The sequence below is a fragment of the Psychrobacter immobilis genome, assembly GCF_904846285.1.
Lineage (GTDB): Bacteria > Pseudomonadota > Gammaproteobacteria > Pseudomonadales > Moraxellaceae > Psychrobacter > Psychrobacter immobilis_D.
Genome location: NZ_CAJHAD010000003.1, coordinates 1 through 14,489, shown reverse-complemented (window position 1 = coordinate 14,489; position 14,489 = coordinate 1). Strand labels below are relative to the sequence as shown.

Below are 14,489 nucleotides of genomic sequence, written 5' to 3'. Positions count from 1 at the left end.
TAAGCTTAAAGTCTAAGCAAGTTTTTCTGTAATCCAAGCAGGGAGGGCGGCGATAACCGACGCGCTGTTATTGGATTTTGGCGCACCGCCTTGGGCATAGTCAGGTTTACCGCCACCTTTACCGCCCAGCTCGCCTGCCAAATGACGAATAATATCACCGGCTTTGACGCGATCGGTCAGCGATTTATCGACGCTTGCTGCTAATGCTAATTGCCCATCTTTATCACCAATCAAAACAATGACACTGTACGGCAGTTTTGATTTAACATCGTCCATCAGCGTACGGACTGATTTACCGTCAACGCCGCTTAAGGTACTGATAAGTACTGGCGTACCGGCGATGGTCTGCACGTCATCGAGCAAGTTTGCGGCTTGTGCGCTGGCAATTTTTTGCTCTAAACGTTCGAGCTGCTTCTCTAGCTCACGCTGCTTATCTGCCATAGTACGCACACGCTGCGCAACCTCTGGACGTTTGACTTTTAGCTGGCTAGCAAGCTCGCTGAGCTGTTGCTCACTTTGCTGTATGTTTTTAATCGCATTCATACCGGTGACGGCTTCAATACGGCGGATACCAGCAGCAATACCTGATTCGCTGATAATTTTTAATACCCCGATATCGCCAGTACGCTGCACATGTAGACCACCGCATAGCTCAATAGAGAACGGCTGACGCTGACCATCAACGATGCTGTCGGTACCCATGGTCAAGACACGCACGTCGCTACCATATTTTTCGCCAAATAACGCCATCGCACCTTGCTTCATCGCTTCGTCGATAGACATATTCTGGATACGAGCAGGGGTATTGGCTTGAATTTGCTCATTGACCATACGTTCGATACGGCTGATTTCAGCGGCGCTAACGGGTTTGTCATAGGAGAAGTCAAAACGTAACACTTCGCTTGAAACCAATGAGCCTTTTTGAGTGACCTCATCGCCCAATACTTTTCTTAGCGCGGCATGTAATAGATGCGTCGCCGAGTGGTTTTTGGCACTAGCCGCACGAATACTTGATAATACTTGTGCATCAGCCGTTTGCTGGGCGTTAATTTCGCCCATAGTGACCACGCCATAATGAATGATGGCTTGCCCAGATTTTTTGGTATCTTGTACTTCAAAAATACCCGTTGCGCTGCGAATTTCACCCAATTCACCGACTTGACCACCGCCTTCAGCATAAAATGGGGTACGGTCAAGGACAACGACGCCTTCCATACCTTCAGCCAAGCTCTCGATTAGATTGCCATCTTGATACAGCGCATCAACCGTCACGCCGTCTTCTTCAAGCTGCTCATAACCGATAAAGGTGGTTGGGTTGTCTACTTGAATGACACTGCTGTAATCGACATCAAATTTGCCGGCATCACGCGCACGTTCACGCTGCGCTTGCATGTGCTCATCAAATTCCGCTTCATCAATCACAATACCGCGCTCACGGGTGATATCAGCGGTCAAATCAAGCGGGAAGCCGTACGTATCATACAGTTTAAATGCGGCTTCTCCAGAGAGCGTATCGCCGTCTTTTAGACCTTCAAGTTCACTGGCAAGTAAACGCAAGCCTTGTGCCAAAGTTTTGGCAAACTGTGCTTCTTCTTTTTGAATGGCATTTTCAATCACGCTCTGTTTAGCAACAAGCTCAGGGTACGCAGCGCCCATCTCTTTAACCAATGGCGCGACCATTTGATAAAAGAAATCGCTATCCGCACCAAGCTTATTGCCATGACGAACGGCTCGGCGAATGACACGGCGTAGTACATAACCGCGACCTTCATTACTTGGGGTGACGCCATCAGCAATCAAAAATGATACCGCGCGAATATGGTCGGCGATGACTTTTAATGACGACTGCTGCTGATTTTCAATACCTAAAATCTCTGCCGCTGCATCCATTAAATGCACAAACAAATCTATCTCATAGTTGCCGTGCACGCCCTGCATGATGGCACTGATACGCTCAAGCCCCATACCGGTATCAACACTTGGTGCTGGTAGCGGCAGCATAGTGCCATCTTTTTGACGGTTAAACTGCATAAAGACGCAGTTCCAAATCTCAATATAACGGTCGCCATCTTCTTCGGGCGTTCCTGGTAGACCGCCTTCGATATGAGCGCCGTGATCATAAAACACTTCGGTACAAGGACCACAAGGACCGGTATCGCCCATCGTCCAAAAGTTGTCTGATGCGTAAGGCGAGCCTTTATTATCACCGATACGGATAATGCGCTCACTTGGAATGCCGATGTCTTTATGCCAAATATCAAAAGCTTCATCATCGGTTTCGTAAACGGTCACATATAGGCGGTCTTTATCTATTGCTAGCCACTGATCCGAGGTTAGAAACTCCCATATATATTCAATACCGGCTTGCTTAAAATAATCACCAAAAGAGAAGTTACCAAGCATCTCAAAGAACGTATGATGGCGAGCTGTGTAGCCGACATTGTCCAAATCATTATGTTTACCGCCAGCACGTACGCACTTTTGCGAAGTCACCGCACGGGTATAGTCACGCGGCTCCATGCCCAAAAAGGTCTCTTTAAACTGATTCATACCGGCATTGGTAAATAGCAATGTCGGGTCGTTATAGGGAATCAAGCTCGACGAGGCGACGGGGGTATGCTGCTTGCTTATGAAAAAATCGATAAAAGCTTGACGAATATCGGCTGAGCGAAATGGCTGGCTCACAGCGGCTCCTTACTGACGGATGTATTAAGTAGAATAAGTAAAATAATTTTGCAAGCGATTTTAGCACAAACGTACCAAGCGTGTTGAAGATTCATAAGCAAGCGTAGGGTAAATACGGCTTACTTTTCATTATTAAGCAGGCGCTTGCATTGAATATCAGCTCTTATTAAATCGATTTATTTCAGATGAATATTATGAAGTTTATAGAAAAATCTTTGTATTACAATGACTGCATTAAACAACTAGGGTAAGTTGATTGGCTAAATAAATCAGTCAAATAAATTGCTGGTTAAATTAATTAATCAGCTAAATACATCAGTTGGTTAAAATAGTCACATCGGTTTTATCGAGTTTATCTTGAATGAGTGGATGCGACTCAATCACCTGTACAGGCATATAACGCAGTTGCAAGCGAATGGGTAAATAGTCGGGGAAATTATCCGCCATATCTTGCTCTATAATCGCTTCGATTTGACGGACATCGTATGAGCTGGGCGTTGTTTCGCCGCGAATCACCGCCCGCACGACTTGATTGGTATCACTTTTATCAAACTGCGTATTGGTCAGCACGTTGCCCTTATCGCTAAAGTAACTATTAATCGTCTCTTTAACGTTATTTTCAAAGCCTTGTTGTTTAGCACTGGTTTGTAGATTGATAGACAAGTACGTTCCCAAACCGCCCAATAATAATAAAGTCACCGCATTACGGCGTAAAAAAGTCAAATAGGTTTTGGATTTATAATCGTCATCGACCAAACGGCGAAAACCCAGTAACCATAGCACTAGGGCGTTGGTAAATTGAATGGCGATAATATTGGTCAACGCCAATAGTAAAGCACCAAGTCCTATCTGCATCTCGCCATTGGCAAATAAAATCCCACTGGCGGCAAGCGGTGGCACCAATGCAGTAGCGACAGCAACGCCAACTACCGCGACCGACAGATGCGGTGAAACCATGGCATAAGCACCAGCCGTACCACCAGCAAGGGCAATCATTAAATCCATCGAAGTCGGCTGTGTGCGCGATAATATTTCTACGGTTAGCGGTTGGTCTTTGTGTAGCCAGCCAACGATAAAACCAACCAATACTACCAAAGAGATGCCAAGAAGCACGGTAACCAGTGACTTGCGTAGTAGCGGCATACGATGGTCAATAATTGCAAGGGCAATGCCAGTAATAGGGCCTAACATCATAGCGACCAACATCGCGCCAATGACCACCGCGGCTGAGTTGGTTACCAGTCCATAGCTGGCGATAATAGCTGAGAGTATATTCATGATGAAATACATTTTACTCGGCAGCGCACTGGCCTCAATCCTAACGCGCACTTCTGGATAGTCTACTTTTTTATTACTAAACTGCTCGGCGACAAACTGCTTATAAGATTCAAGTTTGGCTTCTTTTACTTCTTCATCTTCTTCGTTGTCTTCTTCTTTATAACTTTCTTTGTCGACTTCTTTATTATCTTTTTGATTGCTTGCTTCGTTATTGTCACCCGCTTTATCCTCATTTTTTTCGTTTAAAGTTTCCGGGCTTTCTTTAAATAAAGCTTTAGAGTTTTTTGTGTCGTTTGATGATTGTTGATTAGAGTTGATTTTATAGGCTTCTACGCTCACTTCGGCAGCAGACTGGTCCTGAAAGAAATTTTCCTCGGTGCTAAAGGTTTCAGATTCTGCGTTTTCGTTTAAGGAATCATCCATAGGTTGAGAATCTGGTTCAGTTGTTTCTAATGAAGCAATCACCACATCAGGCGCTACGGTTTCCATCTTTATCTTTGCTTCAGGTGCTTGCGCCGCTGCTGACTCTTTTGCCAATTCCTTATCTCTAATATCATTAATGCCATCATTTGGCGATTTATTGACAGAGCTTGAATCATTAGAGGTTTTAGTCGTAGGTGAGGTCATATAAGAAGGCTTTGTTAGTTAGTGAAGACAGACAGATAGACGTTGGTAAATACAAGAAACTAAAGAGTATGAAGAACTAACTATTGTAATGATAAATGCATTATAAAATATGATTCTTTTACGATTAAATAGCGAGATGGTGAGTGGATAAAAATAGTTATTGTGATGGTATTTTTAGCACTAAAAACACAGGATACAAACCAATAATTATAATATGGCTTTGAATATGAATCACTTGCTATAAATGGGCTGCGGGTCTATAAGAAAACACTTACTTTTTGTGTGGATTTAGTGTATAAAGTAGTTATACCCACACGAAAAACAAGGAATATATCATGAACTGGCCACTATTTTCTGTCATCTATTCAATAGCCGCAACCGTGACTATCGGTGTATTCATGATTGCCGCTTTGGTCACAGGGTTCAACCAAATTCCGCACATTCAAATGGCGGTCGCTGCAGGTTTCCTAGTCTCCATTCCTGCCGCCTTATTCTTCACCAAAAAAGTTGGAAGTATTACTGGTAACGAAGAAGGCTATAAAACGCAATCTTAAAGATAAGCTATCAATAATAACAATAAATAATGCTTATTCTTAAAGTGTCTAGTTTTAAAGTGCGTAGCCTTTAATTGTGTATAAAATAAAAAACAGCCCTTGATAAAGAGGCTGTTTTTTTGTTGGTTGATAATTTATATTAAGAGTTTGTATTATTTTAAGCAAAAAAAGACCTTGATTACGCATCAAGGTCTTTTTTATTCGCTAAGATTAAGTACTGACTATTTTAACTCAACGGTTGCGCCATTTTCGATATTGGCATAAACCTCTAACACGTCCCAGTTGGTTAGACGTACACAGCCTGCTGAGGCTTGACGGCTAATACCTTCAGGCTTTGGTGAGCCATGAATACCATACGATGGTTTAGATAAGCCCATCCATACCACACCGACAGGGCTGTTTGGGCCTGGTGGTAGCATATGGATTTTTTTATCTGCGCCATTACCGACGGTGGCTTTATACCAAGGCATTTTTACCTTATTAATGATTTTAAACGACCCTTGCGGTGATGGCGTGGCATCACTACCAATGGTGGTTGGGTAAGTGGCGACCAATTTATCATCATTATAAGCATATAAGGTTTTGTCAGCTTTATTGGCGACCACGCGGTTGATACGCTGCTTAAGTGGAGCACGGGTATTCAAAACGGTGATGGTTTCGCCCGCTTTATACTGCTTATTTTTATTCAACTTGTCTAAATAACGCACATCCATATGGAAGCGCTCACCAAACATCTCTTTGATGTCTTGATAGTATAAGCCTTTCATTTTTGACTTAGCTTCTGAGCCTGTAGGCGTGGTGGCAAAGTTGGTATTTACATCATCTTCGGTGATGGTATAAGTTACTAGCACAGGCTTATTGGCTGGAATGTTTTTATTTAAAGCATCCCACGTTTTCTGATCCATTTTACCAGTCGCTGGCAAGCCTTTCATGGTTTGAAAGTTAATCAGTGCTTTTTTACTGTTCATACCCCAACCGCCATCGATAGCACCGGGAGAGGCATGGTTCCAATCCAATAGCGCCTGCATTTTGATGGTCATTGCCGAGTTGACTTTCATATTAGGCGACCAAGTAGCACCGTTTACTTGCTTGGCGTAATCCGATAAGTTCAGCGTGGTATGCTTTTTACCATCTACATCTTCGATACTTTTAATAGAAGTGTCGTTTGCGCTATCAGTACTTGCTGCGCTAGGAGCAGCGACGACTTGACCATCACTGATATCATCAGTGCTATCCGACTGCACATCTTTACGAGCGAGTTCTTCTACGCTCATATTGTCAGCGTTGACAGCTGCTGAATCTTCTTCTGCTTCTTGCTTTGCGTCAATCAGCTGGGTCATACGATCAGCTGGCTTGGCTTGGGCTTTATTGGCAGTCGGGGTAGCAGTACCACTATCGAGTGAGCTGCTGCGATTTTCTTGCACATCAAGGCTGACTTTTTTGGCAATGCTAGGCTGAGTAATAGTAGGCATTGAGTCAGCTTTACGTACTGGCAAGGTACGCGTTGTGTCCGCAGGTGCGGCAACAACGCTAACACTGGCACTAACGATAGCAATTGATATAGCAGTAATAAGGGGCTTCATTTTCATCATATTGGGATACTTATGGTTATAACTAATGGGGCTATTATGCGCATAATTTGAATGCTTCGCAAACTTTTGACACATCTTTTTTTGTTTAGGGCTTGCTAAACGTCAACGGTTGACGTATTCACTACAGTTGGGAAATAATTTAGTCATGCTGGGTATAGAGTTGCCAGTAATTTTTACTAATAGTGCTAATTTTCTACTTTATATTTAAATGTTATCGTATTACTCAATCTCACTTTACCAAATACCTAAATCTAACAGAATCAAAGGTAGGCAATTTTTTTTGCCATAAAAACTAGAGTAGTAACAAACACAGTCATTGGCGCAGGGTGATGTTTGCGTCTATAATGGCTGACACGTTTTTTATTTAATAAATCAGCTGCTAATTGACAGTGATTTAACCCATACGCATGTAGTTAGTAAGCATGTAAATCAGTAAGGTGCGATATGTCAGAAGACCAAACCATGAGCGCAGAAGAGTTTCAAAATCAGTATTTTGATGATGAGTTGCAAGGCTTAGATGATGAGCTGGAATACGATTTAAAAACAGGTCTGCTCGTTGAGCACGATGAGTTTGCCAACCTGCATGCAGAGCTTGAAGAAGCACGTGAGCAGCTGGTCAGTATCCGTGATTTTATTCGTTTTGCAGTCACGCAATTACGCAATTATGATGTGGTCGTCGCTCAAGGTACTACCGATGAGTTTGCTGAAGCCTCTGCGATTGTGTTGCATTCTTTGTCTTTAGATTGGGCTGCCAATGAGCAGATTTTGGATTGTCGCCTGACTACGTCAGAGAAACAGCTTGTCTTAAGCTTGCTAGAAGAACGTATTGCTGAGCGTAAGCCGTTAAGTTATCTCATTAATCTATCTTATTTCTGTGACTTGCCTTTTTATGTCGATGAACGGGTTTTAATTCCGCGCTCGCCTATCGCCGAGCTGATTCGCCAGCAGTTCCATCCGTACTTTGAGATTAATGAGTTGGCAAAGCCAGTTGGCATTAATGTCAATAATCAAACTCCTGCGTTTTACGATCATGGTTTAGAGATTAAACAGCTATCACAGCCTGAGCGTATTTTAGATTTATGCACCGGTTCTGGTTGTATTGCTATCGCGCTGGCGACCCGTTTTGTTGATGCCTTAGTTGATGCCGTAGACATTGATAAAAGCGCGCTTGAAGTAGCGATGGTGAACGTCGATCATCATGATCTTGGTCATCAAGTGAACGTGATTGAATCAGATTTATTCGCTAAGATTCCTGCCGAACATCAATATGAGCTGATTGTGACCAATCCTCCGTATGTCGATGCCGCTATCATGGCAGATTTGCCGCCAGAGTTTTTATATGAGCCTGAGCATGCGTTAGCTGCTGGTCAAGATGGTTTGGACTTGGTACATCGTATTTTGTTTGAAGCAGCAGATTATCTGAGCCCTGAAGGCTTGCTAGTTTGTGAAGTAGGCGATAGCGAATGGGCGTTAAAGCAAGCTTATCCTGAGATTCAGTTTGATTGGTTAAAGTTTGCCCATGGTGGTCATGGTATTTTTGCGATTACTTATGATGAGCTGATGAGCTATCGTCCATTATTTGCCAATTACGTACAGTTATTAGATAGCAATCAATAAATCAAGATTGACACAATAGTCAAAATAATCAAAGATCGACTTCAGTTATTTAAGGATAAATATGGCAGGCAATAGTATTGGACAGCTCTTTACCGTCACCACCTGCGGCGAATCGCATGGTGCAGGTCTTATGGCAATCGTCGATGGCGTGCCACCAGGTTTAGCCTTATCTGAAGCTGACTTGCAAATAGATTTGGATCGCCGCAAGCCAGGTACTTCTAAATACTCGACCCAACGCCGCGAGTCTGATGAAGTTGAGATTATCTCTGGCGTCTTTGAGGGTAAAACGACAGGCACCTCTATTGGTTTGCTGATTCGTAATACCAATCAAAAATCTAAAGACTATGGCGAAATCAAAGATACCTTTCGCCCCGGTCATGCCGATTATACTTATAGCATGAAGTATGGCTTTCGCGATTATCGTGGTGGCGGGCGTTCATCAGCCCGTGAAACAGCCATGCGAGTAGCGGCAGGTGCTATTGCTAAAAAGTATTTGCTAGAGCGCTTAGGTGTGCAAATCCGTGGTCACGTTACCCAAATTGGTAATGAATACAGCAAAGTGCTAGACCCAAGTCAAATTGATTGGGATTTTGTGAATAGTAATCCATTTTTCTGTGCGGATAAAGAAGCAGTCAGTCGCTTTGAGAGCTTGATAGACAGTTTACGCCGTGAAGGTACCAGTTGTGGTGCCCGTCTTGAGATTATCGCAAGCGGCGTCCCAGTAGGCTTAGGTGAGCCAGTATTTGACCGTTTAGATGCAGATATTGCCCATGCCATGATGAGTATCAATGCCGTAAAAGGCGTTGAAGTAGGTGATGGTATGGCGGTAGCTGGACAGTTTGGTCATAGCTCGCGTGATGAGATGACGCCAGACGGTTTCACGGCCAATCATGCAGGTGGTATTTTGGGCGGTATCTCATCAGGACAAGATATCCGCGTCAGTATTGCACTTAAGCCAACGTCTAGTATTACTACCGCTGGCAAGAGTATCAATAGCCAAGGTGAGTCGGTCGATATGCTGACCAAAGGTCGTCATGACCCTTGCGTAGGTGTACGCGCGACACCTATTGCTGAAGCGATGCTAGCCATTGTTTTACTGGATCATTATCTGCGTCATCGCGGTCAAAACGCTGATGTTAAACAGCCATTAGAATCGATTACTTAGAGTATTTATCGTAAATTTATTTGCCCTTTGGCGCATCTACTGCTGTTCTATTAGATACGCTAGAGGGTTTTTTTTGTCCATACTTAAAACGTTAATAACTCAGTTTATAAAGCCTAATTTCAATGTTATTTTTATTTATTAGTCAGAGGAACCTAAAATTATGAGTAATTATTTAGACACTGTGATTGTTGAGCATAACCCCTCGCAAAAAAAGATAGATAGAGCGGTCATTTGGCTACATGGCTTGGGCGCGAGTGGTCATGATTTTGAGCCTATAGTGCCGCAGCTCGGTTTGGCTGATGATATGGCAGTGCGTTTTATTTTTCCGCATGCGCCCAATATTCCAGTGACGGTTAATGGCGGTATGGTCATGCCAGCATGGTATGACATTTTGGAGATGAGCCTTGAACGTAAAGTTGATGTGAATCAGATTGAAGCGTCTGCGCAGCAAATACAGGATTTGATTACTCGTGAGATTGAGCGCGGTGTTAAACCTGAGCATATTGTGATTGCAGGATTTTCGCAGGGCGGGGCAGTGGCGTATCATGTGGCACTTGGCTATCCAGAGCACTTGGCTGGCTTGATGGCACTATCTACTTATTTAGCGACCAATGATAACATTGCCTATAGCGATGCTAATAAAGACATGCCGATATTAATAGAGCATGGTACGCACGACCCTGTTGTTCCGGTCATCTTAGGTGAGCAGGCTCAGCAGCTTTTATCCGCTAAAGGCTATAATGTTGCCTATAATACCTATCCGATGGCACATCAAGTATGTATGCCGCAAATTCAAAATATCGGTAAATGGTTAAATAAAGTCTTGGCTTAAATGATTCAGCTGTAACGTAATGTAATACGGACGTCTAATAGGTTGCAAGCGGGCATATAAGTGCTATATAATCATCGACCTTATTGGGGATGTTCTGGCTTCGACGCTGGTGATGAAACTCAATGATGCATGTCGAGAGTATATGTCCTCTCGTTAATCAAACATATATTGTTATAGTCGCAAACGACGAAAATTACGCTCTAGCAGCTTAAACCCTGTTTACATGGTTTAAATCCTGTTTACTTAGTTGCTGATCACCTACAGTTGGTCAACTAAGTTGAAGCGTCCGCATGTAGGATCGCCACAAGGGATTGTCTCAATCGCTTGGGTTCAAAAGTAGAGAATCGGCTAATCCATCCTGACTGTCGGATCGGTGCAGACTAAAATTAAAGACAGAAACTAAACATGTAGATTCATGAGCGTAATGCTGGCGGACGCGGGTTCAACTCCCGCCATCTCCACCAAATATTAAAAATCCGATCACTTAATGTGGTCGGATTTTTTTTGGTTCAAATTTATTAATAAGTTCAGAATGTGAGATTCTAATTAGAATAGAGTGATGATTAACCTATCTCGTAGGTTTGCAAAGACAAGAAAAGTACTATTTTCTTAAGATGTTTTTATACGAATAAATAAGGGAATTATGAATAAAAAAACCTAGAATAAGAAAAAGGCTTCCAATTGCTTGGAAGCCTTTTAATAAAATGGTACCCGGATCCGGAACCGTATCTGGCATATAAGTCTATGATGTATATAGATAATAATTAATAAATAATTAGCAGTATACTTGAGGGTATACTTAATGTTGTCATTTAGATTTTGAGATACCTTGTAACAATTTGTATATCAGCTGCTCCAATGGTTAATTTAACCATCAGTCTCTGATCTGAATAACAGCAGTGAGGTGCATTGAGTATTAGGTACAATACCATCGTATCCTGTATTTAAAGTTTGCTTTAAGCAATCTACTATATTTTCTCCACCTAACATACGTAAACCTAAATGAGCTAGGCTACATTGTTAATGCTATTGAGAAGACTATGAGTAGCGAGCATCCTACAATTTTTAATACGGTTGATATGAGTGCTCTTATAGATAAGGCGTTACAATTGAAGAGTTAAAGCTATATATAAGTCAATGAAGGCCTTCAAGACTTAAACCACTTATGAGCTTACTACACTCATAAGTGGTTTTATGAATTATCGTCTAATAATGAATACTGATCTTCAATTAGCTTATTGAGCATTTTCGTAGGAGTTAGCTTGTAATGAGTGCTCAGTTTTAACAAGCTTTCAAAATTACTCTGGTTAACGCTTATCACTCTTTTAGACTTCTGTTCTGCTCTTTTCCTTGTGCCTAAAATACTATCCCATGCTCTACACATTTTATAAACTAACAACTCTCTTCGAGTAAAATTTAATTTATTAGCGCCATTGGGTACGGTATGTTCTTTAATAGTATTAGGCAGAACATCTATACTAGCTAAAACTAAATTATACTCATCACTAATTGTTTTAGGAAAAAATACTCCATCAAATAAGATTATCTTACGCTCAGAAAGATAGTTATATGCCCACTTTACCTGTTCAGTATCCTTCTCATTAAGCCAATCAGTTTTGGTTCGATTCTTCAAGTAATGCATCTTCATAAACATCAAATTATCGATACTTTTTTCTATTGAGTTTTCAACAATGTCAATCTTAATGGTTATTTTTTCATCTCCACTCATTGTTAGAATGGAAACTTTTATTACTGACTTTATCCAGTATAAAAATTCTAATTCACCGTAGTAGCAATTTCCAAAAGTACTTAAGCTTATACGTGATGCTAAATTTAGACCTGCTCGTAGATCGTCAGAAAACCAATCAAGAAATGAGTTTGGTATCGAAATTTCCGATTTTAGTAAAGCTAAATAATCAAGTTTATCGTAAGGTTTATCAAGTCTTATCAGTTTATTTGTTAAATAGTTATAAGCGTCAGACTCGTCAAAATTAATAAAGAATCGGGATGATCCATCTATTATCGACTCATAGAGCAGAAATTGCTTGACGGTATCTACGTCAAGTTTTTTGACTGTTTTATAAATCTCATCTCTTTTTACAACTGGAATAGACTTTTGTACATTCTTGCTATTGCCTACTGATTCCGCACTAGCTCCACCTACTAACCTGCTGCCACATGAAGTCTGTTGTTGGAACTCTTCATAAGTTTGACCTGGAGTAGTCTGTATATCAAATAATGTAAGCAGATTACCGTGCATATCGGCAACCGCTAATGGCGTATGGTTTGAATCAGTTATTACCACTCTATTATTAAAAGCATCAAACATTAAATATGGCGTACCCATATTATTTTGAAGCAAATAAGGGTAACCATTAGCATCATAAGCTACAGTTTGTTTTATGATTAAGTCAATATTATTAGTCATTTAAGTATCAATTTTGTTGTAATTTAATAGCACCTTATAATAACCTGATGATATAAAATAGTAAATAAATAACATAAATAGTATTTTGATAGAAATCGATAGTATCTATTAAGTATTTAGCTAGTAAATATATAGTCATAAATATATTAAAACTACTGTTTTAATGGTTTTCTGCTATATGTAATTAGGTTTAGCAGTTATATCTAGAGTGTCACTTATCTAATTCTATTCTAAGCTGATGGCTAGAGTTTTAAGTGGATATTATGAAGCTCTAGTAATCCTACAGATGGAGCCATTCTATGAGGTCGTCTAAAGCTTGCTCAAAATATGTAACTCCCCAAATGATAAAATTCCGTCTAGACAGGTAGGTTATAAACCCACCTCCTCGCAGTAGCGCACTTCCTCATCAACTACCAATCCGGTATATAATATTATCAATATAATCCTCTATATACTCGGGTTGTTTGGCCCAACCAAACAACATCAGTAAGAAATTATCGAGTTGCCTTAGTTTATGAACTTATAACCTTAGGCAATACAAAATGATGAATATACCTTTAGGACACGACTATGTCGTCGCCAAAGTCGATAAACTCGTAAGCGATATACTTGACCCTAAAATTGCAATGACTATCCAGCAAATATGTGAGCAGCTAAATAGCTACTACCAGCTAATGACATTGCAATACGATAACGAATTGGTTTACGCCAATTCGATTAAATGGTTTCTAGGTAGCTGTTATCTAGTTTGTGGTAACCGTTACTCTAACGAAATTATTTGGGATGGGGTCATGACACAAAAGTTTTTGAATGCGCTTAGTTTTTATCAAAATGAATTCGCTACTGCTAAGACCGACTTTGCTTTTCAAGAAAATCGTAATGGACAATCACTATTTGAATATATGAAATTTTTTTTACATAAGTACAAACGCTTGCTTATTGTGAGAGTCGATCTCAAAATTAAACTAGAACATGCCCATCTTATTGGTATTGAAGCCTTCAACGGCCTTATAAATAAACTTATGAGAAAAATACAAAGTGATAAGGAAAAAGAGAGGAAGAGAAAAGCTGGTAAAATCGTTGATAAAGAGAAAAGCTGTTTTGAAGATTTAAGAGGATATGCTTGGGCGATAGAACAAGGGGTCGATACCGGTGGCTTGCACTGTCATCTATTACTACTTTATAACGGTGACAAGCGACAGAACGATTGGTACTTAGCTGAAGAGGTCAGTAAGCGATGGGTGAAGATTACAGGGGGTATAGGCTATCACTTTAACTGCAATACCACTCGGTATAAACGACAGCAGGAGCTTAAAGGTACCCTTGGTATAGGTATGATCCATAGGCACAATATCCTAGAGGTGAAGAATGCAATTAATGCCGCGTTGTACTTAACGCGACCTGAGAAATATGAGCAGCGCCTCAAGGCGTGGACGCCTAATATGCGTAGCTTTGGTCATGGTACTGTTAATTAGAATGTATAAAGACCATCCATATCAAACTAATTTCAAATACATACTACTGTCATGAGATCTAGCATTACTGTCTGAATGCTTATCCCTTCTAACCTTTAAAGGTCTGCCTCGTGCAGACCTTTTTTATGCCGTTAATAAAAGGAGCTCTTATGAAAGTATTGAACCGCCCCGAGTATATCGGAGAGTGATTTACTTGAGTCAGGCAGCAATGCCTGACATGATTAAACTATCATAGT

The 14,489-nt window shown here is 41.0% G+C and carries 9 protein-coding genes and 1 other RNA gene; 6 read left to right on the top strand and 4 right to left on the bottom strand.

Features of this window, described 5'->3' with window-relative positions:
• Positions 1–12: 12 nt before the first annotated feature.
• Both alaS and JMX13_RS03100 read right to left on the bottom strand, forming a co-directional pair.
• The gene (gene alaS, locus JMX13_RS03105) at positions 13–2,685 is read right to left on the bottom strand and encodes an alanine--tRNA ligase (protein WP_201609509.1); all 2,673 of its coding nucleotides are present in this window, start codon (positions 2,683–2,685) and stop codon (positions 13–15) included.
• 315 nt (positions 2,686–3,000) lie between these two features.
• A complete protein-coding gene (locus JMX13_RS03100; protein ID WP_201609508.1) occupies positions 3,001–4,590 on the bottom strand; it encodes a DUF389 domain-containing protein in 1,590 nt (529 codons plus the stop codon).
• 335 nt (positions 4,591–4,925) lie between these two features.
• Between JMX13_RS03100 and JMX13_RS03095 the strand changes: the two genes are divergently transcribed.
• On the top strand, positions 4,926–5,144 hold the full coding sequence (locus JMX13_RS03095) for a hypothetical protein (RefSeq protein ID WP_201543304.1): 219 nt from the start codon (positions 4,926–4,928) through the stop codon (positions 5,142–5,144).
• A 221-nt stretch (positions 5,145–5,365) separates the two neighbouring features.
• Here JMX13_RS03095 and JMX13_RS03090 read toward each other — a convergent pair whose 3' ends face one another.
• Positions 5,366–6,811: a L,D-transpeptidase family protein gene (locus tag JMX13_RS03090; RefSeq protein WP_201609507.1), complete on the bottom strand. Its 1,446-nt coding sequence runs from the start codon at positions 6,809–6,811 to the stop codon at positions 5,366–5,368.
• 369 nt (positions 6,812–7,180) lie between these two features.
• On the opposite strand from JMX13_RS03090, the gene prmB reads away from it, so the two are divergent.
• The 4 genes from prmB to ssrA all read left to right on the top strand — a co-directional run bounded on the left by prmB (position 7,181) and on the right by ssrA (position 10,814).
• Positions 7,181–8,353, top strand: a complete 1,173-nt coding sequence (gene prmB / locus JMX13_RS03085) for a 50S ribosomal protein L3 N(5)-glutamine methyltransferase (protein ID WP_201609506.1) — start codon at positions 7,181–7,183, stop codon at positions 8,351–8,353.
• A gap of 61 nt (positions 8,354–8,414) precedes the next feature.
• On the top strand, positions 8,415–9,518 hold the full coding sequence (gene aroC / locus JMX13_RS03080; protein WP_201609505.1) for a chorismate synthase: 1,104 nt from the start codon (positions 8,415–8,417) through the stop codon (positions 9,516–9,518).
• 160 nt (positions 9,519–9,678) lie between these two features.
• The gene (locus JMX13_RS03075; protein WP_201609504.1) at positions 9,679–10,350 is read left to right on the top strand and encodes an alpha/beta hydrolase; all 672 of its coding nucleotides are present in this window, start codon (positions 9,679–9,681) and stop codon (positions 10,348–10,350) included.
• Between the two features lie 85 nt (positions 10,351–10,435).
• Positions 10,436–10,814: a transfer-messenger RNA gene (gene ssrA / locus JMX13_RS03070) on the top strand.
• A gap of 728 nt (positions 10,815–11,542) precedes the next feature.
• Here ssrA and JMX13_RS03065 read toward each other — a convergent pair.
• Positions 11,543–12,778 carry a hypothetical protein gene (locus JMX13_RS03065; protein ID WP_201609503.1) on the bottom strand — a complete coding sequence of 412 codons (1,236 nt, stop codon included), beginning with the start codon at positions 12,776–12,778 and terminating at the stop codon, positions 11,543–11,545.
• Between the two features lie 542 nt (positions 12,779–13,320).
• On the opposite strand from JMX13_RS03065, the gene JMX13_RS03060 reads away from it, so the two are divergent.
• On the top strand, positions 13,321–14,253 hold the full coding sequence (locus tag JMX13_RS03060; RefSeq protein ID WP_201609502.1) for an inovirus-type Gp2 protein: 933 nt from the start codon (positions 13,321–13,323) through the stop codon (positions 14,251–14,253).
• Positions 14,254–14,489 lie beyond the last annotated feature (236 nt).

Bases quoted from the DNA above. Each gene is read 5' to 3' on its own strand.
- JMX13_RS03090 (WP_201609507.1), bottom strand. From the start codon at position 6,811: ATGTGTCAAAAGTTTGCGAAGCATTCAAATTATGCGCATAATAGCCCC.
- JMX13_RS03060 (WP_201609502.1), top strand. From the start codon at position 13,321: ATGATGAATATACCTTTAGGACACGACTATGTCGTCGCCAAAGTCGAT.
- JMX13_RS03065 (WP_201609503.1), bottom strand. From the start codon at position 12,778: ATGACTAATAATATTGACTTAATCATAAAACAAACTGTAGCTTATGAT.
- JMX13_RS03095 (WP_201543304.1), top strand. From the start codon at position 4,926: ATGAACTGGCCACTATTTTCTGTCATCTATTCAATAGCCGCAACCGTG.
- JMX13_RS03100 (WP_201609508.1), bottom strand. From the start codon at position 4,590: ATGACCTCACCTACGACTAAAACCTCTAATGATTCAAGCTCTGTCAAT.
- prmB (WP_201609506.1), top strand. From the start codon at position 7,181: ATGTCAGAAGACCAAACCATGAGCGCAGAAGAGTTTCAAAATCAGTAT.
- JMX13_RS03075 (WP_201609504.1), top strand. From the start codon at position 9,679: ATGAGTAATTATTTAGACACTGTGATTGTTGAGCATAACCCCTCGCAA.
- aroC (WP_201609505.1), top strand. From the start codon at position 8,415: ATGGCAGGCAATAGTATTGGACAGCTCTTTACCGTCACCACCTGCGGC.